23 protein-coding genes and 4 tRNA genes are annotated in these 26227 nt (G+C 57.9%); 18 read left to right on the top strand and 9 right to left on the bottom strand.

The annotated features are described in order from the left end of the window. Nucleotides 1-471 precede the first annotated feature (471 nt). Nucleotides 472-1443 (bottom strand): response regulator, encoded by a 972-nt coding sequence (locus tag ACESMK_RS08185; RefSeq protein ID WP_148609588.1) that lies wholly within the window; start codon nt 1441-1443, stop codon nt 472-474. Between the two features lie 111 nt (nt 1444-1554). On the opposite strand from ACESMK_RS08185, the gene ACESMK_RS08180 reads away from it, so the two are divergent. The 4 genes from ACESMK_RS08180 to ACESMK_RS08165 all read left to right on the top strand — a co-directional run bounded on the left by ACESMK_RS08180 (nt 1555) and on the right by ACESMK_RS08165 (nt 4575). Next, nucleotides 1555-2037, top strand: coding sequence for a YajQ family cyclic di-GMP-binding protein (locus ACESMK_RS08180; protein WP_008171349.1), 483 nt, complete (start codon nt 1555-1557; stop codon nt 2035-2037). Between the two features lie 78 nt (nt 2038-2115). Further along, on the top strand, nt 2116-3459 hold the full coding sequence (locus ACESMK_RS08175) for an AmpG family muropeptide MFS transporter (RefSeq protein WP_372997068.1): 1344 nt from the start codon (nt 2116-2118) through the stop codon (nt 3457-3459). A 132-nt stretch (nt 3460-3591) separates the two neighbouring features. After that, the gene (locus ACESMK_RS08170) at nt 3592-3903 is read left to right on the top strand and encodes an MGMT family protein (RefSeq protein WP_372997066.1); all 312 of its coding nucleotides are present in this window, start codon (nt 3592-3594) and stop codon (nt 3901-3903) included. Nucleotides 3904-4053: 150 nt separating this feature from the next. Continuing rightward, the gene (locus ACESMK_RS08165; protein WP_372997064.1) at nt 4054-4575 is read left to right on the top strand and encodes an REP-associated tyrosine transposase; all 522 of its coding nucleotides are present in this window, start codon (nt 4054-4056) and stop codon (nt 4573-4575) included. 148 nt (nt 4576-4723) lie between these two features. On the opposite strand, the gene ACESMK_RS08160 is transcribed toward ACESMK_RS08165, so the two are convergent. Further along, entirely contained in the window at nt 4724-5485 is a 762-nt protein-coding gene (locus tag ACESMK_RS08160) for an SDR family oxidoreductase (RefSeq protein WP_372997062.1), read from the bottom strand. 254 nt (nt 5486-5739) lie between these two features. Between ACESMK_RS08160 and ACESMK_RS08155 the strand changes: the two genes are divergently transcribed. The 6 genes from ACESMK_RS08155 (at nt 5740) to gspD (ending at nt 12262) form a co-directional block, all read left to right on the top strand. After that, nucleotides 5740-6288 carry an FxsA family protein gene (locus tag ACESMK_RS08155; RefSeq protein WP_372997060.1) on the top strand — a complete coding sequence of 183 codons (549 nt, stop codon included), beginning with the start codon at nt 5740-5742 and terminating at the stop codon, nt 6286-6288. Between the two features lie 193 nt (nt 6289-6481). Next, nucleotides 6482-6769, top strand: a complete 288-nt coding sequence (gene groES / locus ACESMK_RS08150) for a co-chaperone GroES (RefSeq protein ID WP_008171363.1) — start codon at nt 6482-6484, stop codon at nt 6767-6769. A 78-nt stretch (nt 6770-6847) separates the two neighbouring features. After that, nucleotides 6848-8497 carry a chaperonin GroEL gene (gene groL / locus ACESMK_RS08145; protein ID WP_372997058.1) on the top strand — a complete coding sequence of 550 codons (1650 nt, stop codon included), beginning with the start codon at nt 6848-6850 and terminating at the stop codon, nt 8495-8497. Nucleotides 8498-8629: 132 nt separating this feature from the next. Continuing rightward, nucleotides 8630-9421 carry a type II secretion system protein N gene (gspN, locus tag ACESMK_RS08140; protein ID WP_372997056.1) on the top strand — a complete coding sequence of 264 codons (792 nt, stop codon included), beginning with the start codon at nt 8630-8632 and terminating at the stop codon, nt 9419-9421. A gap of 1 nt (nt 9422) precedes the next feature. Next, nucleotides 9423-10277, top strand: a complete 855-nt coding sequence (locus ACESMK_RS08135; protein WP_372997054.1) for a type II secretion system protein N — start codon at nt 9423-9425, stop codon at nt 10275-10277. A gap of 32 nt (nt 10278-10309) precedes the next feature. Beyond that, nucleotides 10310-12262 carry a type II secretion system secretin GspD gene (gspD, locus tag ACESMK_RS08130; RefSeq protein WP_372997052.1) on the top strand — a complete coding sequence of 651 codons (1953 nt, stop codon included), beginning with the start codon at nt 10310-10312 and terminating at the stop codon, nt 12260-12262. A 4-nt stretch (nt 12263-12266) separates the two neighbouring features. On the opposite strand, the gene ACESMK_RS08125 is transcribed toward gspD, so the two are convergent. From ACESMK_RS08125 to purE, 6 genes are all read right to left on the bottom strand, one after another. Next, the gene (locus ACESMK_RS08125; protein ID WP_372997050.1) at nt 12267-14264 is read right to left on the bottom strand and encodes a M48 family metallopeptidase; all 1998 of its coding nucleotides are present in this window, start codon (nt 14262-14264) and stop codon (nt 12267-12269) included. A gap of 11 nt (nt 14265-14275) precedes the next feature. Further along, on the bottom strand, nt 14276-14863 hold the full coding sequence (locus ACESMK_RS08120) for a LemA family protein (protein ID WP_372997049.1): 588 nt from the start codon (nt 14861-14863) through the stop codon (nt 14276-14278). Nucleotides 14864-14885: 22 nt separating this feature from the next. After that, nucleotides 14886-16946: a putative bifunctional diguanylate cyclase/phosphodiesterase gene (locus tag ACESMK_RS08115; RefSeq protein ID WP_372997047.1), complete on the bottom strand. Its 2061-nt coding sequence runs from the start codon at nt 16944-16946 to the stop codon at nt 14886-14888. Between the two features lie 261 nt (nt 16947-17207). Beyond that, entirely contained in the window at nt 17208-17786 is a 579-nt protein-coding gene (gene sodB, locus ACESMK_RS08110) for a superoxide dismutase [Fe] (protein ID WP_099616805.1), read from the bottom strand. 71 nt (nt 17787-17857) lie between these two features. Next, entirely contained in the window at nt 17858-18976 is a 1119-nt protein-coding gene (locus tag ACESMK_RS08105) for a 5-(carboxyamino)imidazole ribonucleotide synthase (RefSeq protein WP_372997045.1), read from the bottom strand. A 73-nt stretch (nt 18977-19049) separates the two neighbouring features. Then, on the bottom strand, nt 19050-19541 hold the full coding sequence (purE, locus tag ACESMK_RS08100; RefSeq protein WP_372997043.1) for a 5-(carboxyamino)imidazole ribonucleotide mutase: 492 nt from the start codon (nt 19539-19541) through the stop codon (nt 19050-19052). Between the two features lie 295 nt (nt 19542-19836). Here purE and ACESMK_RS08095 point away from each other — a divergent pair, with 295 nt between their 5' ends. From ACESMK_RS08095 to ACESMK_RS08070, 6 genes are all read left to right on the top strand, one after another. Next, nucleotides 19837-20817, top strand: a complete 981-nt coding sequence (locus ACESMK_RS08095; RefSeq protein WP_372997041.1) for a hypothetical protein — start codon at nt 19837-19839, stop codon at nt 20815-20817. A 142-nt stretch (nt 20818-20959) separates the two neighbouring features. Then, nucleotides 20960-21832, top strand: a complete 873-nt coding sequence (locus ACESMK_RS08090) for a DUF2846 domain-containing protein (RefSeq protein WP_372997039.1) — start codon at nt 20960-20962, stop codon at nt 21830-21832. Nucleotides 21833-21881: 49 nt separating this feature from the next. Next, nucleotides 21882-22139 (top strand): hypothetical protein, encoded by a 258-nt coding sequence (locus ACESMK_RS08085; RefSeq protein ID WP_372997037.1) that lies wholly within the window; start codon nt 21882-21884, stop codon nt 22137-22139. Between the two features lie 161 nt (nt 22140-22300). Next, nucleotides 22301-22376, top strand: a tRNA-Val gene (locus ACESMK_RS08080). 67 nt (nt 22377-22443) lie between these two features. Next, a tRNA-Asp gene (locus ACESMK_RS08075) sits at nt 22444-22520 on the top strand. 23 nt (nt 22521-22543) lie between these two features. Continuing rightward, nucleotides 22544-22619 (top strand) — tRNA-Val (locus ACESMK_RS08070). A 201-nt stretch (nt 22620-22820) separates the two neighbouring features. Here ACESMK_RS08070 and ACESMK_RS08065 read toward each other — a convergent pair. Continuing rightward, nucleotides 22821-24227 carry a 3-oxoacyl-ACP reductase gene (locus ACESMK_RS08065; RefSeq protein WP_372997035.1) on the bottom strand — a complete coding sequence of 469 codons (1407 nt, stop codon included), beginning with the start codon at nt 24225-24227 and terminating at the stop codon, nt 22821-22823. A 322-nt stretch (nt 24228-24549) separates the two neighbouring features. On the opposite strand from ACESMK_RS08065, the gene ACESMK_RS08060 reads away from it, so the two are divergent. Both ACESMK_RS08060 and ACESMK_RS08055 read left to right on the top strand, forming a co-directional pair. Continuing rightward, a complete protein-coding gene (locus ACESMK_RS08060; RefSeq protein WP_372997033.1) occupies nt 24550-25890 on the top strand; it encodes an acetyl-CoA C-acetyltransferase in 1341 nt (446 codons plus the stop codon). 228 nt (nt 25891-26118) lie between these two features. Further along, nucleotides 26119-26195 (top strand) — tRNA-Met (locus ACESMK_RS08055). The last annotated feature ends 32 nt before the right edge of the window (nt 26196-26227 follow it).

Here is a 26227-nt window from a genome sequence, read left to right as displayed (position 1 = left end):
GGGAGTATAACGGAACTGGCGCGAAAACGTTTGGAGGGGCAATAAAAAGGCCAGCTAAAAAGCTGGCCTAAAAAACAAGGAAAGAACGAAAGTGCCTGAAAAATTCGTTAATCCGGTGGATTCGATTCCCCATATGGCGGCGGAGGTACTACACGGCTCCTCCGCCATGGGGGATACTGCTTAAATCCACAATTGCAGAATAAGTCTTCCGCGCCTTCATGTCTGTTTGTGAAGTGTGTATCAGTGTTACGGAGTGTGTAGCCGGAATGGAGCTTGGTTGGAAGGGTAGTTGTCGGATTACGCTTTGCTAATCCGACCTACGGGTGGTGCTCAATTTCGGGTAGGTAGAGGGTAGCTCGGATTAGGCGAAGTTGGTTGTCTGATTACGCTTCGCTAATCCGACCTACAGTTAGCTCTGAGTTTGGGGTGAGGGTAGGTCGGATTAGGCAAAGCCGTAATCCGACAAACAAATTAGGCCGTTGCACTGACTTCCGGCGCAGTCTCGGTAAACCGCCGGGTATCGTACGCATCCACCAACCCCTGCACCGCCGCTCGCTCCATGTCCTGGATTGAGGGCGTGCCGTTCTGGGCGTCGGCTTTGCAAAGCACCATGCCGGCTTCCACGGAAATATAGCCGGCGGTGGTCTTCAGGGCCTTGTGGTTAATGCCGTCGAACACGCGGCGGAAGGCGGTGGTGGTGCAGTGGTCGCTGGTGGGGAAGTAGGCGATGATGGCGAACTGGTTGTCGCCGACGCGGCAAAGGGCATCAATGGGGCGGATCAGGGTGCTCAGCCGGCGGGCGATGCCAATGGCCAGTTCGCTCATGACCGTAGGCGGGTGTTTGCGCTTGAGCTCCTGCCAGTTGCGAATGCCGCACAGTACATAGGCGGAACAACCTCCGCGGGATTCGGCGTGGCGCAGCATCTTGGTCAGCCGCTCTCGGCCGTATTTGGTGTTGCACAGGCCGGTTTCCAGATCAATGATGTTGGTGGATTCCAGTTCCCGGTTGTTTTCGATCAGCAGGGAGTTGGCCCGGAGCAGGGTATTCTGGCGGTCTGCCATTCGGTCTGCTGCAAAGATGCGCGGGATCAGTTGCTTGGTCATGTCGGACTTGTAGATAAAGTCGTCCACGCCCCGGTCGAAAGCCTCGGAGAGGGCTTCCACACTCTCCCGGGCGGTGAGCAGGATCACGTAGGTGTAATGGTTGTTCTGCTCGTCCTGTTGTCGCACCTGGTCCGTCAGTTCCAGACCATCCATCTCGGGCATCAGCCAGTCCGCTATCAGCACGCTTACCGGGCGTTGTTCGATCAACTGCAGGGCTTCCGGTGCGTTATTAACGATGCGTACGTCGCGATATCCGGCATTTCGCAGTGTACGGCCAACCACCATACTGCTGAACTTTGCGTCGTCTACTACAAGGATGGGAAGGTCCAGATTTGGCATTGTTATCTACTTTTACCAGTCCGTTGTCAGGTGCGGGAGTTGCCGGGGGTTGGTATCATCCCCAGCAAATTGAAGAAGTATACCTTCTTACACTGTTGGAGAATAACGACCATGCCTTCTTTTGACATTGTTTCAGAAATCGATATGCACGAAGTCACCAATGCGGTCGACCAGGCCAAGCGCGAACTGGGTAATCGCTGGGACTTCAAGAATGTCGAAGCCGACATTGAGCTGGACGACAAGGGCATCACCATCAGTGCCGAGCAGGAGTTCCAGCTCGAGCAGTTGCTGGATATGCTGCGCATGGCGTTCGCCAAGCGTAATATCGATGCCCGTGCACTGGCAGAGGACGGCGACAGCAAGTCCGGCAAGCTGGTCAAACAGCACCTGTTGCTGAAGCAGGGCATCGAAACCGATATGGCCAAAAAGATCGTGAAGATGATCAAGGACCAGAAGATGAAGGTCCAGGCCAGCATCCAGGGCGATAAAGTGCGTGTGACCGGCAAGAAGCGGGATGATCTCCAGGAGGCCATCGCCATGCTGCGTGAAGCTGAGCTGGATATCCCGCTGCAGTTCAATAATTTCCGCGACTGATCCGGAGGCTTCACCATCGTAACCGGCACCCGCCTGGCCCTGATTCGGGACACGCTTTACACCTACACTCGTTGGCAGGTGATTGCGCTGCTGTTCCTGGGTTTTTCCGCGGGTTTGCCTTTCCTGCTGGTGTTTTCCACCCTGAATGCCCGGCTTGCGGATGTGGGGGTGGAAACCGCCACCATCGGGTTTTTCAGCTGGCTTGGGATTACCTATTCCATAAAGGTGTTCTGGGCGCCGGTGGTGGACCGCCTGAAGCTGCCGCTGCTGGACCGGTTGTTGGGCAAGCGCCGAAGCTGGATTATCTTTGCGCAGTTGGGTATTGCCACGGGGCTTTATCTGATGGCCAGTGTGGACGCGACCGTTGCGCCGGAGATGATGGCTCTTTGTGGATTGCTGGTGGCGTTTTCCTCCGCCACACAGGATGTGGCGATTGACGCCTACCGCATCGAGATTGCCGAGGAGCGGCTTCAGGCGGCCCTGGCTGCGACCTACATTTTCGGCTACCGGCTGGCACTTCTTGTGGCCGGCGCCGGCGCACTTTACCTGGCGGAGTTCTGGTCCTGGCAGGTGTCCTATAATGTGATGGCTGCCCTGGTGGGTGTGGGTGCACTGACGGTACTGGTTGTTCGCGAGCCCCGCGTGAACCATTTCGCCGCCGCCCAGGATATTGCCCACAAGATCGAGCAGGAGGCCGCCAAGCGCACCCATCTGAATCCCCGCCTGGCAAGACTGGTCGGCTGGTTCTACGCCGCCGTCGCCGGCCCGTTCCTGGACTTCTTCCGGCGATACCGGGAACTGGCTCTCGTGATCCTGCTTATGGTTGCCGTTTACCGGATTTCGGATATTGCCATGGGCGTCATGGCCAACCCGTTTTACCTGGATTTCATGGGCTTCAGTAAAACCCAGGTGGCAGATGTGACCAAGATCTTCGGCTTCTTCATGACCATTGCCGGCTCGCTGGTTGGCGGGGTTATGGTGGTTCGCTACGGTGTTCGGCGCATTCTTCTGTTGGGGGCGATTATGACCGCTGCTACCAACCTCCTGTTCGTCGTTCTGGCTCAGTACCCACCCAACATCGTCACCCTGGCTGCGGTGGTCAGCGCCGATAACCTTAGTGGCGGTATCGCCAACGTGGCCCTGATCGCCTGGCTCTCCAGCATGACCAGCGCCTCGTTTACCGCCACGCAGTATGCCCTGTTCAGTTCGCTGATGACCCTGCCAGGCAAGTTTCTGGGAGGGTTCTCCGGCATTGTTGTGGCGGGCTTCGGTTACGCGGAATTCTTCCTGGTGGCCGGCATAATGGGCGTCCCGGCTATTTTGTTGGCCATTTTTATGATTCGAAATGGCCATCGATTGGATGCGTTGGCACCGCGGAATGAATCAAAACCGGATGCAGAATCAGAAAGTAGGTCGGATTAGCGAAGCGTAATCCGACAAAAGCCGTTGGATTACGCCTGCGGCTAATCCAACCTACGATTGTGAGGAGTTGAACTCAGGGCCGTAGGTCGGATTAGCGAAGCGTAATCCGACAAAGAACGAGACGCCTAAAACATGTCCGAACCAACAAAGGATCAAAAAATCTGGCAAGTCGTCGCCGCAATCCCGCCCGGCCAGGTAGCGAGCTATGGCCAGATCGCCGCCATGGCCGGCCTGGGGCGCCAGGCCAGATACATAGGCCGAGCCCTGGGCAAGTTGCCCACGGGTCACAGTATCCCCTGGTTTCGGGTTATCCGTAGCAACGGCCAGATCGCCTTCCCAGAAGGGTCCGATGCCTACCAAACCCAGGTTGGCAGATTGAAGCGCGAGGGCGTAGAGGTCACCAACGGCCGCGTCTCCATGCGCCGATTTCAATGGCAACCTTAGGCCGGAATAGGCAAAGCAACCATAAATCGGATTGATAGTAGGTCGGATTAGGCGAAGCCGTAATCCGACAATCCAGAGCTAAAAAGTCGTAGGTCGGGTTAGGCTCAAAGAGCCGTAACCCGACAACACATCCACTTCATACAAGGACGTATGATGAACTACCGCAGAAACCGCGTACAAGGCGGCACCTACTTCTTCACCGTCGTAACCGCCGATCGAAAACCTGTTTTCAATTCAACTGCTGCCGTGGCGTGTCTGCGGTCATCATTCCGCTCCGTCATGCGGCGATATCCTTTCTCAATAGATGCCATGGTAGTGCTCCCGGATCATCTTCACAGCGTATGGACATTGCCCGAAGGCGATCATGACTTTTCCAGGCGGTGGCGATTAATAAAGACGGGGTTCACGAAGGTCGCTAGAGATATCCCGGGGCTTCCAATCGGTTTAAATGGCTCGCTATGGCAGAAGCGGTTCTGGGAGCATACGATCCGGGATGATCAGGATTTTGAGCGGCATGTGGATTACATCCATTTCAATCCTGTGAAGCATGGGTATGTCGCGAGGGCATCGGATTGGCCGTATTCCAGTTTTCATCGGTATGTTCGCGAGGATGTTTTGCCGAGGGATTGGGCGGTTGATGAGGATTTGTTGGTTGGGGTTGGGCGGGAGTAGTTGCTTGGTTGGATGAAGTCGAGTTGGTTGTCGGATTACGCTCCGCTAATCCGACCTACGGGGTGCGGGAGGCGGGCGCCGAATTTGTAGGTCGGATTAGGCCCGGAGGGCCGTAATCCGACACTTGTTGCTCAGCTCTGCTATCAGGTTAGAGCCTCAGAGCCCCATCCACTTCAATCATCCGCCCTGACACATAGTCGTTCTCAAAGATAAACGCGGCTGCCGAGGCAATCTCTTCCGGCTTGCCCATGCGCTTCAGCGGAATGCCGGCGGTCATTTTTTCCAGGGCTTCTGGCTTCATGGAGGCGGTCATTTCAGTTTCGATGAAGCCCGGGGCGATACCGGCACAGCGGATGCCGTAGCGGGCGAGTTCCTTGGCCCAGACCGGAACCAGGGCAGAGACACCGGCTTTGGCGGCGGAGTAGTTGCTCTGGCCCATGTTGCCGGCGCGGGAAATGGAGGCGATGTTGATGATTGCGCCCTGATCGCCATTCTTGATCATCTGGGTGGCGGCTTCGCGGCCGCAGAGGAACACGCCGGTTAGGTTGACGTCGATGACGGCCTGCCACTGGGACAGCTCCATGCGGCGCTCGACTTCGCCATCTTTCACTTTGACCATCAGGCCGTCCCGGAGGATGCCGGCGTTGTTGATCAGGCCATTGAGGTGGCCGAAGTCTTTTACGATGGCTTCAAAGGTTCTCTCCACGTCTTCTTCTTTCGCGACGTTGCAGACGTAGCTTCTGGCCTCGGAGCCCGCGGCCACGCAGGCGGTGACGGCGTCGTCCAGCTTCTCCGGCATAAGGTCGATGAGCGCGACTTTTGCCCCTCTGGCGGCAAGGTATTCGCCCATGGCGCGGCCAAGGCCCTGGCCACCGCCGGTAATTGCAATCACGGAATCTTGAAGTTTCATGTTTTGCCCTAACTACTGTTATCAGGTGGTTTTACGGTTGCTGTGCGTCTGTGCGGTTATTTTTGTGCGCGGAGTATACCAAATACGACTATGGTGGGGTTTTATCCTTGTCGGATTACGCTTCGCTAATCCGACCTACCAGGCTTGCGTTGGATGACGCGTCGCTCATCCGACCTACTTTTGACGTACAGGCCGGTAATGTAGGTCGGGTTAGCGAAGCGTAACCCGACAGTATCTGAACCAATGGAGGCACTTTGTCCGTTTTCCTTTTTCTTTTCATTATCATGCCAATCGCCGAGATGGCGGTCCTGATCCAGGTCGGCGGCATGATTGGTGTACTCAACACCGTTGGACTGGTGTTGCTGACAGCGGTGATTGGTGCCTGGCTGCTCCGGCAGCAGGGGCTGGCAACCTTGCTGAGGGCCAACCAGCGCCTGAACAGTGGTGAATTGCCTGCCAAAGAGGTTGCTGAGGGGTTGATTCTGGCGGTTGGCGGCGCCTTGTTGCTGACACCCGGTTTCATTACCGACACCGTCGGTTTTCTGTGCCTGATTCCGGGGACCCGCCACTGGCTTGCAGCCCAGGCGCTCAAGCGTATGGTTGTGGCGGGGCGGAGCCGGAGCCAGAGCTTCTATTTTCGTGCCGGTGGCGGTTCAAATCCGTTCGGACAGGACCCGTTTGGCGGTCAGGAGAATCCGTTTGGCCGGCAGCGGCCGTTTGACCGGGACAGTAACGGCGACATCATCGAAGGTGAATACCAGGACGAGACGGAATCCGATCGGGATCGCATCGAAAAAAAGTGAAAAAATTTTTCTGCGGGGTGTTGAAAAGACCTACCTGCTACCCCAAATAGAAACCACAAGTTCGCTGCGGGCTGATTTCCACTGAAAACAGTTGGTTATCCGGCCGGGCAATTTGTCGGATTGCGCATCGCGAGTCCGACTTACATCAACAATGTCATTGCCACATTAATCTGACTATTGGAGAAACCGAGCAATGAAAATTCGTCCGCTACACGATCGTGTTGTCGTGCGCCGTAAGGAAGAAGAAGAGAAAACTGCGGGTGGCATCGTGCTGCCGGGTAACGCCAAAGAGAAGCCTTCCCAGGGCGAGGTGATTGCCGTTGGTAACGGTCGCATCCTGGAAAACGGCGAAACCCGCTCACTGGCGGTCAAGGTGGGTGACACCGTGGTCTTCGGCCAGTACGCCGGTAACACCGTCAAGATCGACGGCGAAGAGCTCCTCATCATGAGCGAGAGCGACATTTACGGCGTGCTTGAGTGATCGCTGAGGCGAATCGCACGAACTCTCATTAATCCGATTGATTCAACGACTTCGGTTTAACGAACAGGAATAGAAGACATGGCAGCAAAAGACGTTAAATTCGGTGATAGCGCGCGTAAGCGCATGGTCGCAGGCGTCAACGTACTGGCAGACGCGGTTAAAGTGACCCTGGGCCCGAAAGGCCGTAACGTGGTTCTGGAAAAATCCTTCGGTGCGCCGACCATCACCAAAGATGGTGTTTCCGTAGCCAAGGAAATCGAGCTGAAAGACAAGTTCGAGAACATGGGCGCCCAGATGGTGAAGGAAGTGGCTTCCCAGGCCAACGACACGGCTGGTGACGGTACTACCACTGCAACCGTTCTGGCTCAGTCCATCGTTAACGAGGGCGTGAAGGCCGTGACCGCCGGCATGAACCCGATGGATCTGAAACGTGGCATCGACAAGGCCACGACTGAAGCTGTGAAGGCAATTCGCGAGATGGCCAAGCCCTGCGACGACAGCAAGATGATCGCTCAGGTTGGCACTATCTCTGCCAACGGCGACGAGACCATCGGCAAGATCATTGCTGACGCGATGGAAAAAGTCGGCAAGGAAGGCGTCATCACCGTTGAGGAAGGCCGTGGCCTGGAAGACGAGCTGGATGTGGTTGAAGGCATGCAGTTCGACCGTGGCTTCCTGAGCCCGTACTTCATCAACAACCAGGACAACATGTCTGCCGAGCTGGAAGACCCTTACATCCTGCTGGTCGACAAAAAGATCTCCAACATCCGTGAACTGCTCCCGGTTCTGGAGGCTGTTGCCAAGGCAGGCAAACCGCTGCAGATCATCGCTGAAGATATCGAAGGCGAAGCGCTTGCTACCCTGGTAGTGAACAACATGCGTGGCATCGTTAAGGTCAACGCTGTGAAAGCGCCTGGCTTTGGTGACCGTCGCAAGGAAATGCTGCAGGACATTGCCATTCTCTCCGGTGGTACCGTGATTTCTGAAGAAGTCGGCCTGACTCTTGAGAACACCACCCTGGATGACCTGGGCACAGCCAAGCGCGTTAATGTGACCAAGGAAAACACCACGATCATCGGCGGTGCCGGCGCTCAGGCGGACATCGAAGCCCGCGTTGAGCAGATCCGCAAGCAGATCGAAGACAGCTCTTCCGATTACGACAAGGAAAAGCTGCAGGAGCGTGTTGCCAAGCTGGCTGGCGGTGTTGCCGTCATCAAGGTGGGTGCCGGTTCTGAAGTGGAAATGAAAGAGAAGAAGGCCCGCGTTGAAGACGCGCTGCACTCCACCCGCGCTGCGGTTGAAGAGGGCATTGTGCCGGGCGGCGGTGTTACCCTGATCCGTGCCATTGCAGCTCTGGAAAAGGTGGACGCCATCAACGAAGAGCAGAAAGCCGGTGTGAACATCCTGCGCCGTGCCATGGAAGCTCCGCTGCGTCAGATCGTTTACAACGCAGGCGGTGAGTCCTCGGTCGTGGTTGCCAAGGTCCGCGAAGGCGAAGGCTCCTTCGGCTACAACGCCGCGACTGAAAACTACGGCGACATGCTGGAAATGGGTATTCTGGATCCTGCCAAGGTAACCCGTTCCGCGCTCCAGGCTGCCGCTTCCGTAGCGTCCCTGATCATCACCACCGAGGCGATGGTTGCGGATGAGCCGGAAGACGAGAAATCCGGCGGTATGCCGGACATGGGCGGCATGGGTGGCATGGGAGGAATGGGCGGCATGATGTAATGCCGGCCTGATCCTGGCCCCTGAAAACCCCGCGTTAGTTCACGCTAACGCGGGGTTTTTGTTTTTTTGTCATGAACTTGCCCCATGCCTTTGCTAGACTCGGCTTCCGGTCCATTATCTGTGCAACGCTGAATGAGTGACGCTGAACCCAAATCCTTTCTTCGCCCCGGCAAGGTGTTTCTGCTTCTGTTGCTGGGCGCTCTGGTTTATCTGCTGTCACTGATGGTTCTGGTTCCTGCGGGGTGGGTCTGGCAGCAGGCATCTGCCCACGTGGCTCTGCCTGCCCAGGTGGAGGTCCGTCAGGTGGCCGGCAAACTCTGGGATGGCGAGGCGGGTGTTGTGGTGGCGGGTTTCCCGTTGCGTGTCGACTGGCGCCTGCACATGCCCTCGGTGACCAGCCTGGAGTTGCCCGTCCGGATTTCTGTGGAATCGTCACAATCTTCCCTCGATGGCAATGTTACGATTGGCTGGCCTGCCAGCGCCCGGCTGGATGCAAGCGGTCGGGTTATTGTGGCCGAGTTTGAAGAGCTTATCCGTCAGAGTGGCGGTGCCATGATTGAGGGCGAGGTTACGATTGATCGGCTCGACATGGTCTGGACTGATAACCGGATTACCCGGGCCGATGGGCTCGGGCGCTGGGACGGGGGCCTGGTGAGCTGGCCAATGGGCGACCAGAGAGGCCAGGCGGAGTTTCCGCCGATGCAGGCGACCATGGATACCACTCAGGGTGGCGTTGCCCTCAAGGTGGCAGAGCAGGGCGGAGATGGTCCTGCGGCGGATGCAACGGTCTTCTGGAACGGAATGATGGAACTGCGTGTCTACAAGCGCATGGTGGATCTGGCCGGTCAGCCCTGGCCCGATTCTGCCAGCCCGGGCGATGTCGTTTTCCGGGTACGCCAGCCTCTCGTACCGGGGGCTCGATAGTATGGCTCTGTTGAGTGTTCCGGCTCAGGGCCGGATTTCCCGGATCCTGGCGAATTTGTTGCTGCTGGTGCTGGTGGTTTATCTGGCCGTCATCCTCGCCAGAATGACCTGGTTATTCGCCTGGGACGACAGGCCGGTTCCCAGCGCGCCAGCGTCAAACAGCGCCGGGAACATGGCCGGGGGCGGTGGTCTGACGACCTCCATGTCAGTCTATGATTTTTTCGGGCGTTCCGAGCGACCGGTTGAGGTGGCGGAAGCCGTTCGACGCTCTGCACCGGAAACCCGCCTTCGCCTTCGGCTTGAAGGGGTGCTGGTAGCGCAGCGTCCGGAAGACTCCGGTGCTATAGTTGCTGGAAGTAACGGTGAAACGGCGTATTACCGGGTAGGCGAGATGTTGCCTGGCAACGCCGAACTGGCGGAAGTGGAGCCTGGGCGCGTTTTGATTCGCCGGGGCGGACGATACGAATCCCTGACGTTTGAAGAGCAGGAGTCGTCTGAACTGGTTGCAGAGGTGGCTGCCGAGCCGGCAGAATCGTCACCGGATGCGTTCCTGGCCAGCGCCCGCGAACAGATTGACAGCCAGGGCACCGCCGCGCTGGCGCCCTTCGGGTTGAGCCCGGTGGACGACAGCGGCATGTCCGGCTACGTATACGACGGCTCTAACGCCATGCTCAATGCCGTCAACCTGCAGGCCGGCGATGTGATTACCGCCATTAACGGCCAGCGACTGGGTGATATCAACCAGGACAAGTCCCTGCTTGAGAACTGGCGGGGCCAGGCCCAGTTGGAGATAGAAATCGAGCGTGACGGATCCATCCTCACCATCAGTTATGCCATACCCGAACAGTGGCGCTGACCGGGTTCATCGAAACAGGACGAAATCGCCAGATGTATAACCACAAGACCAATATATTGCGGGCCATTATCCTGCTAGTTCTGCTTCCCTTGATGTCCATGGCACAGGGGCAGGAAGCCGAGACCTGGCGACTGAATCTCAAGGACGCGGATATCCGCGCCTTTGTGACCCAGGTGGCTGATATTACCGGCTACAGTTTTGTGGTGGACCCGAGGGTCAAGGGCAAAGTGACGGTGCTTTCCAGCGCCCCGATGAACAAGGATGAGATTTACGACCTGTTCCTGGCGGTTCTGAATGTTCACGGGTTCACCGCCATCCCCGGAGAGGAAGTCATCAAGGTGGTGCAGCAGGTTGACGCCAAGCAGTCGGCGGAGTCGCTGGAGCGCTTTCCCGAAACCCCCTCCGAGCAGTTGATTACCCGGGTTATCCAGATCGACAACGCCAACGCTCTTGAGCTTGTGCCGATTCTCCGTCCGCTGGTGGCCAAGTACGGGCACCTGGCCGGTGTCGCCGCCGCCAACGCGCTGATCATCAGCGACCACTCCTCCAATATCCAGCGCATCGAGCAGATCGTCCGGGAACTGGACAGCCCGTCAAAATACGAGGTGGAAGTGATTCAGCTCCAGGAAGCCTGGGTCGGCGATATGGTCACCTTGCTTCAGGAACTGGCTCCCGACGAACTGGGGCGGGGCGGCGGTGAAAATGCCGCGAGGAAATACAGCGTGACCGCGGATGAGCGCAGCAATCGACTCATTCTTCGGGGCGATGAGACCTTCCGTGACAAGATGCGCGGCCTGATCAGGCAACTGGATCAGCCCTCGGCCACCGGTGGCGCCACCAAGGTGCTGCGGCTGAAACACGCCGACGCCAAGAATCTCACAGAAATTCTGAAGGGTGTAATGGGCGAGCTGGTCAAGGAAGGTTCGGGCTCCGGAGGCTCCGGTGGCGGCGCCAAGCCTCAGGGCAGTTTTGCGGTCTTCGCGGATGAGGGGCTTAACGCCCTGGTTGTTCGCGGTGAGCCATCCCTGATGCAGGAAGCCGAAGAGATCGTGGCGGCTCTGGATGTGCGTCGCGCCCAGGTTATGATTGAAGCGGCTATTGTCGAGATCAGTGACGAGCTGGGGCAGGATCTGGGCGTTCAGGTTGCCGTGGGTGATGAGTCCGGCGAATCCACGCCGGTCGCCGGCACCAACTTCGGGAATGTGGGGCGTAGTCTGGGCGAGGTGCTCAGCGCAATTCTGACCGAATCCGCCATTACCCCAGCCACAGGCGGCATCACCATTGGCGCCGGTCAGCGTAATGAAGACGGTGTCAGTTGGGGTATTCTCCTGCAGGCGCTTTCCACCTCAGCCGCTGCCAACCTGCTTTCCACGCCCAGCATCATTACCCTGGACAACCAGGAGTCGGAAATTATCGTGGGCCAGAACGTGCCTTTCCGTACCGGTCAGTCCACGGTCACCGGTGATGGTACCACCAACCCGTTTACCACCATCGAGCGTCGCGATATTGGTCTGACCCTCAAGGTTACCCCGACCATCAGCGCCGATGGCCTGGTGCGTCTGGTTGTGGAACAGACTACGGAGAGCGTGGCGGACAGCATCGAGAATGCGTCGGACATTGTCACCAACAAGCGGGAAATCAAGACCACGGTTCTTGCTGATGACGGTGAGACCATCGTACTGGGCGGTTTGACCCGGGATGATTATCAGGTCAACAAGAGCAAGGTTCCCCTGCTGGGAGATATTCCGTTTATCGGGCGCCTGTTCTCCTCGGAGTCGGAGCGTCGGATAAAGCGCAACCTGCTGGTGTTCCTGCGCCCGAAAATCATGCTGGGCAAGGACGAAGCCGTTGCGGCTACCTCTGAAAAGTTCAACCGGCTGTGGGATGTCAATCTGGACATCCGTGAGAAGCTGGGGATCCCGACGGAAGAGCAGCGTCCGACCGTAGATGCGCTGTTCGAAGACGGCAGCACCCGGGGCCGGTAACCCCTCAGACAGCCAGTGGCGGCATCGGACAATCCATCTGGTCCGCCACCAGTCTCATCAGTTCGTATTCCCGGGTTTCCACCTTGCCGTCGCGGGTGATGCAGTGCCCGCAGGCATCAATGATCGCCGGCTTCAGCAGGGGAGAGAGGCCGTTCAATGCGGTCAGGGCCTCCCGTAACTGGCGCATGGTGACTTTTTCCAGAACCGGTTCAGCATCCCCCTTGCTGTTCATGAAGCCTGCCATGGCTTCCCGATATAGCCCTTCGGCATCCGCCCGGGAATCAGACCCCGCCCGCGCCAGCAAGCTCAGAAGCTTTTGCAGGGCTGGCATGACCGCTTTGTAGCTCTTGTATCGAACCGGTACCACTCTCGAAGCTTCATCACCAAGGTGGCGCGACAGGAAACTGGTCAGGGCCAGTTCGAACAGGGTTACCCGGTTATCCGCCGCCACCAGTTTCTGGACATTGGTGATCAGCATCTCCCGTTCTTCCGGGTCCAGCTTGCGCAGGGCTGGCATGGCCAGTTCCAGGGCAGGGAACCGGACCCCCTCACCGATGGTTTTGAGCGCTGGCAACAGCTTGTCCAGCAAGTCCGGCTGGCTGCCCAGTAGCGGATGAGCGGGTAGAAGATTCAGTCTTTCCGTTTGCTGTGGGCGCGGTAGTTCGCTGATCAGCAGGGCGTAGCAGAGCTGTATGGCTCCGGCCCGGGTGTAAAGCAGGTTCCGGAAGGTGGCCGGAAGCCTTTCGAGGAAACGCAGAGCGAAATCTTCGCTTTGCCGGTTGATGGTGCCCACCTGGTCAGAAAACTTCCGGCCAGGTTCTATGGTTTTCTCCGGGCTGGATGCGAGCGGTGATGTTCTCCCGCCATTGCCGGTGACCGGGCCGAGCATGTCCGATGCCGCGCCAGTAAAGCCCGACACCCCAGCTCCCGGTGTCGGCGCGGAACCGCCGTACAGGCCAGAGCCTGGCTCTGTATCCCGGAGCCGGCTGCGCAATCGGGCCAGCATGCCCGGCTGAATCGCGTTGATTCGCTCGTCGATTGGCGGGTGGGATGCCAGCAGGGCGGTGAATTTCATCCGGGCGCTCTCACCGAAGCACATATGATTCATATCGCTGGCGTGGCTGGTGGTGTCCAGATAGCCGCCCTTCATGCCGATCTTGAACAGTGCACCGGCGATGCCCTCGGGGTTGCGGGTGAACTGCACAGAGGACGCATCCGCCAGCATTTCCCGCTGCCTGGAGACCGCTGCCTGAATCAGCCGTCCAAAGAAGACACCCACGTAGCCAATCACGAACAGAGCCAGACCAATGATGCCCATGGCCGCCTGTGCCCGGCCGTCCCGGGATCGGCCTACCCGGTGGCCCCGATAGAAGGACGCCCGAAGGAGGAAGCCGCCAATCTGGCCGATCATCAGGATGCCGGCAAGCAGAGCAATGAGCCGGACGTTCAACCGCATGTCGCCGTTGAAAATGTGGCTGAATTCGTGAGCAACTACACCCTGAAGCTCGTCCCTTGAGAGCTGGGTTAGGGCGCCATGGGTGACCACCATCACGGCTTCGCCGGGCGTGTAGCCGGCGACAAAGGCATTGATGCCGGTTTCCTGGTCCATCACGTAGAGTTCTGGTACCGGCACGCCGCTGGCGATGGCCATTTCCTCAACGATGTTGCGCAATTTGCGCTCGTCGCTGTCCCGGGTGTCCGGATCGATTGGCCGCGCGCCGACCATTTTGGCCACCCTCTCGCCTCCGCCGGCCAGGTCGATCCAACGCAGCAGGGAGCCAAGAACAATCAGCCCAACCACGGTAACGGCCGTTAATATCCCATGGTTGGATAGCAGCCAGTGGTGGAAGGCAAGGCCGGATGATTCGCTGCGGGTCACGAAGTAGCCAACGAGACAGACGGCGAGCGTAATGAACGCAACCGCCGTCAGGAACAGGAAAACCAGCAGGCTGGTATTGCGCCGGGCATGGGCCTGGCGCTGGAAGAAACCGGGATGAGCCATGCCTCAGGGCCTCAGAAGGCCACTTTCGGTGCCTGGCGGGCTTCCGGTGAGTCCAGTTCCAGTTGCGCCGTTTCCTTGAAGGCAAACATGCCGGCAACGATGTTATTCGGGAACTGCTCCCGGAAGATGTTGTAGCTCATCACGCCGTCGTTGTACGCCTGGCGAGCGAAGGCGACCCGGTTTTCGGTACTGGACAGTTCTTCCATCAGTTGTTGAATGGTTTCGTTGGCTTTCAGCTCCGGGTAGTTCTCTGCCACGGCATAGAAATTGGCCAGGGCTTTGGTCAGGAGATTCTCCGCACTGCCCAGGCGCTGGATCTTGGTGCCGTCACCGGGGTCTTTGGCGGCATCTTTCTGGGCGCTGACGGCGTTGTTACGGGCTTCCATCACCTGGGTGAGGGTGCTCTTCTCGTGGGTCAGGTATGCCTTGGCTGCTTCCACCAGGTTGGGGATCAGATCGTGCCGGCGCTGCAGCTGCACATCAATCTGGGCAAAGCCGTTCTTGAACTGGTTGCGCAGGGAAACGAGGCGGTTATAGATAAAGACCAGATAAAAGACAACGACGGCAATGACGATCAGGCCGATAACGGTAGTTCCCATGGCAACTCCTCAGGGTGATGGATCAGGCGTTATTTTCCACGATTTGCTCGTGGAAACCTTTTACGAAGGTCTCAAATTCGCGTGGCGACAAAGGTTTGCTAAAGAAATAGCCCTGGGCGAGCTTACAGCCGCGCTGGCTCAGGTAATATTCCTGTTCTGCCGTTTCCACGCCTTCGGCAACCACCGACAGGTTCAGGCTCTTGCCAAGGTCGATGATGGTATTGGCAATCCGCGTATCTTCCTCGTTGACCAGCAGGTCCCGGATAAACTGTTTGTCGATCTTCAGGTGCTGGACTGGCATCTGTTTGAGGTAGGTGAGCGAGGAATAGCCGGTTCCGAAATCGTCTACCGCTATGCTGATGCCCGCCTTGTTGAGCCTGCGAAGCTTGGCCACGGCGTCTGACAGGTTGGTCATGAAGCTGGTTTCTGTCACTTCAAGTTCCAGGCGCCCGGCGGGAATCTTGTGTCGCCGCAGGGTGTCCAGGATGTCGTCGACAATGGTTTCCTGCCGGAGCTGGACGGCCGAGAGGTTTACGGCAATGCGCAGAGGGGAGCCATCCGAGGCCCAGCGTGATGCCTGCCAGCAGGCCTGGTCCAGAACCCACTGGCCGATTTCAACGATGGAGCCATTCGCTTCGGCCACCGGGATGAAGAAGTCTGGCGGTACCATTCCCCGGGTCGGGTGTTCCCAGCGCAGCAGCGCTTCCGCGCCGATCACACGTTTGCTCTCCAGGTTGATCTGGGGCTGGTAAACCAGATGGAACTGATGATTGGACAGCGCCTGGGAGAGATCCTTTTCCAGTTGCTTCCGGTCCCGTATTTCCTGGTCAATGCTGGCAACATAGAACTGGAAGTGGTTATGCCCGTTCTGCTTGGCCAGGGTCATGGTCTGCTCGGCGCTTTGAAGCAGCCGGTCTGCGTGATTGGTATCGGACGGGAACAGCGCAATCCCCATGGTGGCGGTCATTGAAATGTTCTGCTCTTCAACCAGCATGGGTGCACTGATGCAGGCGAGAATCTTCTCCGCTGTGTCGGCGGCCTGGAAGCCGTCCCGCAGGCCCTTCTGAACGATCACGAACTGGTCGCTGCCAAGGCGTGCAATGGTAAAGCGGGCATTATCCAGTTTGCTGGTCAGCCGATCCGCGATGGTTTGCAGAATCAGATCGCCGGCTCGAAAACCGCACTGTTCGTTCACGGACTTGAAGTCATCGATACCGCAGACGATCAGCGACAGTTGGGTATTCCGTTTGCTGGCATCCTCAATGTCCCGCACCAACAATTCCATAAACGTATCGCGGCTGGGAAGGCCGGTAAGCTGGTCGTAGCGGGAAAGCCGGCTGACCCGGTCCTCTGCCTCACGATGGCGTTTCTGGCTGTCGCCAATGGCCACCAGAAGGTTGTTGGTGGCGTTTACCCAGAGGCCGAGTTCATCGCCCTTATGGCCGGAAGGGGTCGTGACGAGGCGGTCGTCCGGGTGAGCCGGGTCGACCTGTTTGACCGAGCTGACGATTCTCAACAGCGGTCGAGTCAGCAACAGGTGGAAAACATAGAACAGGACCAGCCCGAGGATAAGGGCCGTCGCTATCCCGGAAGCGAAGGTAACCGCGGCCCTGTCCAGCCAGGTTCGGGCGGCCGGCGCCGTGTCGTAGTGAACATCGAGGTAGCCGTATACGTTCTCCGGGTTGCCCTCGCGGAACAGTGGCTCCCGGAACATGCGCTCGGCATCGAAAATCGGATTGGTAACCGGGCGGAAGGCGGTTTCCTGAAGAGGGCGGCTACGGTTGCCGAGAGGGTCGCCGTCGGGGTGGACAATGCGGGCCATGTGTACCGCTTCCTTGGCAAAGAGGCCGTCAACAACCTGCTGGGCGAGCTCCGCATCAATGCTGAATACCGACTGGGTGGCGGCGTCCTTCACCATGGCGATTGTCTGTTCAGCATCGTTATCCAGCCCCATGGATACACGCTTAGCATCCAGGATAACCTGTATGGCGCTGACAATGACGCCGCTGACGAGGGCTACAGCAAGAATCCACCGTAAGATTCGATAGCCCAGGCGATGTTCAACCTCGAAGGAGTTTTGCATTCAGGCCTGTCTTATTCCGGTTTCTTCAGGACGATGGTTCCGCACTTCAGGCGATGCGTTTGGGGTATCACCCTGATTGTTGTTTCCAATTATGGTTCAGAGTCGGGATATCTTCATGGAGTATCGGCGATTTTTCCAAAGATTTCAGGGTGTGGTTGTATCAAATTGTAATTGCTTGGATATGACAGACACAAAAACGCCCGCCAGGGGCGGGCGTTTCAGTTCAGTCTCTGCCGACTGCATCCAGCGGCGGAGCGCCGATCAGGCCAGGTTTTCGTTCACGAAGTCCCAGTTGACCAGGTTCCAGAAAGCTTCCAGGTAGTTCGGGCGGGAGTTGCGGTAATCGATGTAGTACGCGTGCTCCCAAACGTCGACTGTCAGCACCGGCTTGTCGGCACCGGTCAGCGGCGTTTCCGCGTTGCTGGTGTTCACAATGCCAACACTGCCATCGGCCTTCTTGACCAGCCAGGTCCAGCCTGAACCGAAGTTGTTGGCAGCCTTATCGTTGAATTCTTTCTTGAAGTCCTCAAACGAACCAAAGGCTTTTTCGATGGCTTCCTTGGCAGCGCCGGTCGGCTCACCGCCGCCGTTCGGGCTCAGGCAGTGCCAGTAGAAGGTGTGGTTCCATACCTGCGCCGCGTTGTTGAACAGCGGGCCGCTGGCGCTCTTGATAATGTCCTCAAGAGATTTGTTTGCGTTATCAGTCCCTTCTACCAGGCCGTTCAGCTTGGTGACATAGGTGTTGTGATGCTTGCCGTAATGGTACTCAAGGGTTTCCTGAGAGATATGCGGTTCCAGTGCGTTCTTTTCGTAAGGCAGTGCGGGAAGTTCAAATGCCATGAGGTCGTTCTCCCTGTCTCTCTGTTTATGTTGATGTGCGTAAACCCAATATAAGGTCGATTTGAGTCAGATCAACCCTTTGGTGTTAAAGAACTTTTAAACTCGGGGCTGCCGGGCAGGAACTGCGCGCAGTTCTTCACCCGCCACACCAGTTCTTCGTAGCTGTCGGCCAGTATGTTCACATGGCCCAGCTTCCGTCCCGGCCGTTCGCCTTTATTATAGAGGTGAACATGCGCGTAGGGCAGTTCGAGGATGCGTTCGATGTCGCCATGCTCGCCGATGATGTTGATCATGCAGCTCACTCCGCGGGGCGCAACATTCCCGAGAGGATGCCCGCTCACCGCGCGGATATGATTCTCGAACTGGCTGGTCATTGCCCCTTCAATCGTCCAGTGTCCTGAGTTGTGGACCCTTGGGGCCATCTCGTTGGCCACCAGACCATTGGCCGTCTCGAACAGCTCAAGGGTTAATACGCCAACGTAATCCAATTCGTTCAGTAGCGCCTTGATGTACCGCTCGGCATCTTCCTGGACATGGTTTTCGAGCTTTGGTGCCGGGGCAATCGAGTAACGCAGGATGCCTTCGTGGTGGGTGTTCTCCGCCATCGGGTAGAAGGCAAGTGCGCCGTCTTCAGCGCGCACCGCGATAATCGACACTTCCCTGTGGAAATCGACAAACTTCTCCACGATCAGGCGCGGGTGCCCAATGGATTCCCAGGCAGCCTCGGCCTCTTCAGGAGTTCTGAGCACAGCCTGGCCCTTGCCGTCATAGCCTTCGGTGTTAGATTTCGCCACCACGGGGCAGCCAAGCTCCTCGGCCGCGGCTTTCAGTGACGCGGCGCTGTCGGCAATTTTCCACTCCGGCGTCGGGATGCCCAGCTGGCCGAACAGGGTTTTCTCCGCTTCCCGGTTCTGGCACACCTGCAGGGCGCGGGGGCAGGGGTGTACCGGTTTATGAGCGGCAATCTTTTCGGCTACGTCTACCGGCAGGTGTTCAAATTCATAGGTAACGCGGTCTACGCGGGAAAGGAAGTCATCAAGGTATTCGCCGTCCCGGTCGATGATGACTTCACCAAGGCCGGCACTGGGGCTGCCGGACATGTCATAGAAAACAAAGGTCTTGGCCAGTGGGTATCCGGCCAGTGCCAGCATTCTTCCCAGTTGGCCGGCGCCCAGTACACCAATTCTCATTTGTGTTCTCCTGCCTCTGTTCGGCATTTTTCAAAAGTTGGGGAAGCGGGCGCTTCTTGCTCCGAAGCTAGCGTCACTGGTCCCGGGGATCAGGGTTGTCCAGAATCGTTTCGGTCTGTGTTTCCCGGAACTGTTCCACGGCTTTGCGAACATTGTCGTCGGAGGTGCCGATAATCTGTGCTGCCAGCAGGCCGGCATTGGTAGCCCCGGCTTTGCCGATGGCCAGGGTGCCGACGGCGATGCCGCCAGGCATCTGGACGATGGACAGCAGGGAATCCAGACCGTTCAGGGCTTTGGACTGAACAGGCACACCCAGGACCGGCAGGGCGGTTTGTGAGGCAACCATGCCCGGCAGGTGCGCTGCGCCGCCGGCGCCCGCGATAATGACTTTCAGGCCGCGGTCTGAGGCGGTTTTGGCGTAGTCAAACAGCAGATCCGGGGTGCGGTGGGCCGAGACGACTTTGGTTTCATAGGGCACGCCAAGTTTCTCGAGCATGTTGGCGGCGTGTTCCATGGTGGGCCAGTCGGATTTGGAGCCCATGATGAGTCCTACAAGCGGCTGCATATGCAACAGTCCTGTGATAATTGGAAAGCCGGCCATTGTATGTTTTGGCTACCTACCATGCAACAAAGCCGGGTGTAGGTCGTGGTTGGCATTTCTTTTCCAGAAACCGCTACGAGCACTTCCATGTGCGCTTGACTGAAGCCATCCATGGCTTCAGACATTTCTGGAAAAGAAATCCCAACCACGCCCCAGGCCTCAGTGTGGTCTTCCCGTAATGCACCTTTATTTCACCCTGCTTATAAGTACAGGTATTATCGGACCTTATTGTTTGAACCGTCCATAGTCAGGAGCTGTAATGGAACCCATTCGTCCAGATGATGATGAGCTGAGGGCTGAACGACCGATTGGTAGTGCCGAGCCGAAGAAGCCGGCGGAGAGAAGGCCGGGGTCATCGTCCGGTGGGAAAGCCGAACCGTCGCGGCCGGCGAAGCCTCCCAGAGATGGCAAGGGCGGTAACGGGGGCAGCGGCGGTAAGGGTCGCGGTAGCTCTGCGATGCTGTGGGTGCTGTTGATTGTGGTGGCAGGGGCTGCCGGGGCTGGTTGGTATTCGCAGGAGCAGCGGGTTCAGGCGCTGGAAGGCCAGCTTGAGGAAGCGGATTACTGGGCGCGGCAGAGTAAGCTGGCGCTGGCCCGGTTTGAGGGAGAGCTTTCAGAGACCGGTGAGAACCTGCAGGAGCGGGGCGCGTCGTTGGAGGATCAACTGGCAGCACAGAAGGAGCGGCTGGATACGGCCGATAGCGAGATCCGCAAGCTTTGGGCCATTGCCAACGAACGTAACAAGAAGCGTCTGGATGATCATCAGGAGCGGATTGCTGCGGTGGAGTCCGGCCTGGCAGAGGATGAGAAGGCGATAGGAGCACTGGAGGGGTCGGTTGAGAAGGTACGGACCTCGCTTTCCGCCGATATAGCGTCTCTGAAAGAGCAGACTGAGACGTCGGTAACGGCGTTGGAGGATGCCAACCGTCAGGCGACGGATCAGTTGACCAGGCTCAGTCAGCAGCTGGCGGATGTGGATCAGGTGATTGAAAGCCGTATCAAGCGGTTTGAACAGGAACAGAAGCTTGGGATCAGTGGCATGGAAGGTCGGATTTCAGCCCTGGAGCGCGAGACGGATGAGCTTGCCGGTGATGGCCGGGTTCAGGCGATCCGTAATGAACTGGCCAGTCTGAAAAAGACGGTTGAGTCCATTGATTCCTCTCGCTCTCAGTTGACTTCCCGCCTGGTTCGGCTGTCCGAGGAGGTGAATCAGCTTCGGAGTCAGGTTAGCGGGCAGTGAAAGGCCTGTTTCTGATGACTTTGGCGATGGCATTTCGGGTTTTGTAACGGTTTGTAGTCATCCCTTGCGGTAGCTCTCATTTCTGCCGTTTTGCAGTTGTTATGATCAGGCAACTCGCAATCAGGATGAAGAGTTAACAACAATGAAAACCCGAGTGCCCTCTGTTTTTTCCATTCTCCGGCCGCTGGCTGTGGTGTTTCTTTTGCTGGCGTTGTCGGGTTGCACGGTTTACCAGTCTATCGGCAAAAGTGTCGGTTCGTTCCTGCACCCGGTTTCCGGTCATGATTTTGTCCATATTGATAACGACAGCTGGGACCGGCGCAACGCCGTGATTTATTTCTATCGGACGCACTCCCAGTGGGCCGCTGATGAAATCGAGGCCCCCAGTGTCTACATAGACGACACGCACTACTTCAATATCCGGAATGACAGTTTCACCTGGCTGGAAGTCAGCCCCGGGGAGCGTCACATCGCCATGCGCCGGCCGCTGTTGGGGTTGGAGGGTATGAATTCTTTCAGTCTGAGCATGATTGCAGACGCCACGCTGGAGGTGGAACCGGGCCAGATCTATTACCTGCGTTATAACGAGCTCTCGGAACCGGGCCAACGGCATCCGGATCTGGAGTCGGACCATCCCCTGGCTCAGGGCGACCTGCAACTGGTTACCCGGGAATACGCCATGCAGGCCGAGGAGATTGTCTCTACCCGCTTCCTGAACAGTGATCTGTTGGCGCCCAACCATGCCGCAACCTCAATCGTGGAAGTGAACGAGGACCTGGATTACGAGCGCCAGCTTGTGTTGCTCGAAGAGGAGCGGGAGCTTGAGATTGAGCGCCTGAAGGAAGAGGGAAAGTACGAATCTGCTTCCTGGCTCTGGCCCTTCGGAGGCGGCCCCACGGTTCCCCTGGAGGCGGATCGCAAGATCGAAAGGCTGGAGCGGGAATACGCGGAGCTGGAACTGGAGCGTGAGCGGAAGGAAGAGGCAGAATCCGGCGGTGGCTGGTGGATTTTCTGAGTGCTGACTACACTGACGGCAGGTGAATGACTCGGGAAGTTTAAAAACAATGGCTCTCAAGGATTCTCTTCGTCTCAGATTCGAAAAACTGGCCGACGATGTGGTACCGCAACTGCTGGATAGCTGGGGCGATCTCCAGAAACGGCTGGACGAACTGAACTGCTCGCTGGCCAATCGGGCGGTCCCGGAAGACAGGCGCAGCCGTGTCAGTGAGCTGTCTCTGCAGGAGAAGGCGCAGCAGGCCGGCCAGAATCGCCCGGCATTACGGGCGGTCAGAGCTGCGGGCAGGGCCTCGCGCAAAAAGTAGAATTGCTTAAAAACTGTCCGTTTTTGAATGGCTTGCAGGTTTTTTTATAAAATTCCGGGAAAATATTTGACACCGTCAGCCAAATGCTTAAAATGCGCCTCTCACTTGGTTGAGACAGCAACGCTGGCCGGCAAGTGAGCGCCTTTGAAAGGCTTGAAAGTGGGTGGTTAGCTCAGCTGGGAGAGCATCGCCCTTACAAGGCGAGGGTCACTGGTTCGATCCCAGTACCACCCACCACTTTCAAATGCATCACCGGATCACCCCATCCGGTTTCAGGTTCGGGCCCGAGGGCCGGAATTGATGCGGAGCGGTAGTTCAGTTGGTTAGAATACCGGCCTGTCACGCCGGGGGTCGCGGGTTCGAGTCCCGTCCGCTCCGCCACTTTTTACTCAAGCAGTATTCCCGGGTGGTTAGCTCAGCTGGGAGAGCATCGCCCTTACAAGGCGAGGGTCACTGGTTCGATCCCAGTACCACCCACCAAAATTCCAGAAAAGGGCCGATCCGCAAGGATCGGCCCTTTTTTTGTCTTGGTTGTCGGATTACGCCTTCGGCTAATCCGACCTACATAGACTTCAAAGACACCCCCGTAGGTCGGATTAGCCAACGGCGTAATCCGACACCACAAGCGCGGTAGGTCGGATTAGCCAAAAGCGTAATCCGACACCCAGGTCCAGTCGATTCTTACTTGCCTATCAAAGACTGCCCACAAACCCGCACAATGTTTCCGTTCACTCCATTGGACGAAGGACTGCAGTACCAGGCGATGGCTTCAGCCACATCCACCGGCTGCCCGCCCTGGGACAGGCTGTTCATCCTGCGGCCCGCCTCGCGGATGGTGACGGGCATGGCCGCGGTCATCTGGGTTTCGATAAACCCGGGGGCAATGGCGTTGATGGTCACGCCGTTTTTCAATTGCCGGGCCATGGCTTCCACGTAGCCGATCACGCCGCACTTCGCGGTTGAGTAGTTGGTCTGTCCGAAGTTGCCGGCAATGCCGCTGATGGAGGAAATGCAGACAATGCGGCCGTTTTCTTTCATGAGCTCGCGCTTTGCCAGTTCCTCGTCGATCAGCTCCTCGGCGGTCAGGTTCACGGCGATGGTCATATCCCAGAAGTGCTCGGGCATGTTGCCAAGGGTTTTGTCGCGGGTGATGCCGGCGTTGTGGATGACCAGGTCAATGCCGCCGAAATGCTCCTCAATGAAGTCGGCGATCAGTTTCGGAGCTTTGTCGTCGGTAATGTCGCAGGCCAGGGCCTTACCGTTAATCGCGGAGGTAACCTTCTCCAGTTCCTCCATGGCTGGCGGAATGTCGAGGCCGATAACGGTGGCGCCGTCCCGTGCCAGGGTCTCTGCAATGGCCGCACCGATGCCGCGGGAGGCGCCGGTAACCAGGGCTATTTTGCCGGTCAGTGGCGCGACCGGATTAGTTGCTTTCGCAGCATCGCTCTTTCCGATCTTGACGACCTGCCCGGATACGTAAGCGGAGCGGGGGGACAGGAAGAAACGTACACTGGAATCCATTTGCTTCTCCGCGCCGGGTGACATCCACAGCAGGTTCGCGGTTGAGCCTTTCTTGCCAATTTCCTTGCCAACGCTGCGAACAAATCCTTCCAGGGCCTGCTGGGCAGCGGCCTGGGGTGCCTTTCTGCAGGTGGCGGGGTTCTGGCCAATGATCAGAACGCGAGCGTTGCTGCCCAATTTTTTGATGGTGGGATGGAAGAAGTCGTACAGGGCGCGGAGGTCGCCAGGGCCCTTGAGGCCGGTGGCGTCGAACACCAGGGCTGAGAATGTCTGGTCGATTTCCGAGCCCAGGTCCAGTGGCCTGGCCTTGTTGCCGGCCCTGGATGAGTCTTTCAGCCTGTCGTTGCCGCTGGCGTGGTGCAGGGTAGCGGCACTGGCGCTGAGGGTGCTGCCAAGGCTTGCAATGGCTTTTCCACCATTTGCAGCCCCGATGAGAACCTCACCCTCGATAAAGGGCTGGTCGGTGCGCTTGAGGCGCTTGAGAGGCACCGGTGCTGGCAGGCCCAGGGATTGTGCGGCGGTTTTGCCTACCGGTGTGTTTACTATTCTAAGATAGAGGTCAGACATGGGTGGCTTCCTTGTGGTTGCATTCGGGTTTCTGGATGCGAATCGTCCTACAGGGTAAAGAATCGGACAGTTTTTGGATTGACTCAATGCCTGTAGGGTGTTGTCAGGGGTGCCAATGAGGCGTTTCGGGTTGTCGCTAAACTGTCGACATTAACAATTCGACCTGGGTGCAGGGAACATTGGGGGAAGGCTTCCCAGAACACGCCCGTGAATACATCCATGTAGGGCTCGGTCGCGCCATCCCTGGCGCTCCACGGTTCTGGGAAGCCTTCCCCCAATGTTCCCCGGACATCACGGTTACTTCAAAACGGATGAAATGATTATGGCAGAAGCATCGAAAGCTCCACGTAAGAGAACCGCTACATCAAAAAAGACCAGTACTGCTGCCCCTTCGGGTATTCGCCGCGTGGCGGTACTGGGTGGTAACCGGATTCCGTTTGCGCGTTCCAATACAGCGTATAGCAAGATCAGTAACCAGGAGTTGCTGACGTCGGCGCTGCGGGGGCTGGTGGATCGGTACGGTCTTCAGGGGCAGCGGCTGGGTGAGGTGGCCGCCGGAGCGGTTATCAAGCATTCCCGGGATTTCAACCTGACCCGCGAGGCGGTGATGAGTTGCGGTCTGGCACCGGAGACGCCGGCTTATGATATTCAGCAGGCCTGCGGGACCGGGCTGGAGGCGGCGATTCTGGTGGGCAACAAGATTGCCTTGGGGCAGATTGAATGCGGCATTGCCGGAGGTACGGATACCACATCCGATGCGCCGATTGGCGTGGGCGAGGGGCTTCGGGAGATTCTGCTGGATCTGAACCGGGCCAAGACGACCGGGGAGCGATTGAAGATTCTTGGGCGGTTCCGGCCGGGGCATCTGAAGCCGGAGGTGCCCCAGAACGGCGAGCCCCGTACCGGTATGTCGATGGGTGAGCATGCCCAGGTGACGGCGAGGGAATGGGATATTGCCCGGGAAGACCAGGACAAGCTGGCCTGGGAGAGTCACCAGAAGCTGGCCAAGGCGTATGAAGAGGGTTTCTTCACGGATCTGCTGACGCCGATGGCAGGGCTGGAGAAAGACAACATTCTGCGGCCGGATACCACGTTGGAGAAGCTGGCCACGCTCCGGCCGGTGTTCGATCGGGAAAACGGTACCATGACGGCGGCTAACAGCACGGCCTTGACCGACGGTGCTTCCTGCGTGCTGTTGGCTAGTGAGGAATGGGCGAAGGCCAATAATCATGAGGTCAAGGCGTGGCTGACGTTCTCGGAGGTCGCTGCCGTTGATTTTGTGGACAAGAAAGAGGGCTTGTTGATGGCGCCTGCCTATGCGGTGCCCCGGATGCTTGAGAAAGCCGGGTTGACGCTTCAGGACTTCGATTTCTATGAAATCCACGAAGCCTTTGCCGCGCAGGTACTCTGCACTCTGAAAGCCTGGGAGGATCCGACCTTCTGCAAGGAACGCCTGGGTCTGGACAAGCCTCTGGGTAGCATTGACCGCGACAGGCTCAATGTAAAAGGCAGCAGTTTGGCCACCGGTCATCCCTTCGCGGCCACCGGTGGCCGCATCGTTGCGACCCTGGCCAAGTTGCTGGAAGAGAAAGGCAGTGGCCGTGGACTTATTTCCATATGCGCCGCAGGCGGGCAGGGGGTCACGGCGATTCTGGAGCGGTAAGTTTGCGAAAAACCGGAACTTTCCTTTGACAGAGCCAGGTTCACCCCTTATCATGCGCGCCACGTTGATCAGGGGTTCCCTGAGGAACGAAAAGTTTGATGCGGGGTGGAGCAGTCTGGTAGCTCGTCGGGCTCCCAATCCCGAAAAAGCCGAAGGGAGCCATCGACCTTCGGCTTATGAGGCCGACCAAGAGGCGGACTCTGAAGCAGGAATTGATGGAAAGTTTGATGCGGGGTGGAGCAGTCTGGTAGCTCGTCGGGCTCATAACCCGAAGGTCGTAGGTTCGAATCCTGCCCCCGCTACCATTTGAAATAAAGCCGGCCTTGTGCCGGCTTTA

It is taken from the genome of Marinobacter sp. (assembly GCF_041687235.1).
GTDB lineage: Bacteria > Pseudomonadota > Gammaproteobacteria > Pseudomonadales > Oleiphilaceae > Marinobacter.
This window is presented reverse-complemented; position numbering and strand designations above follow the sequence as displayed.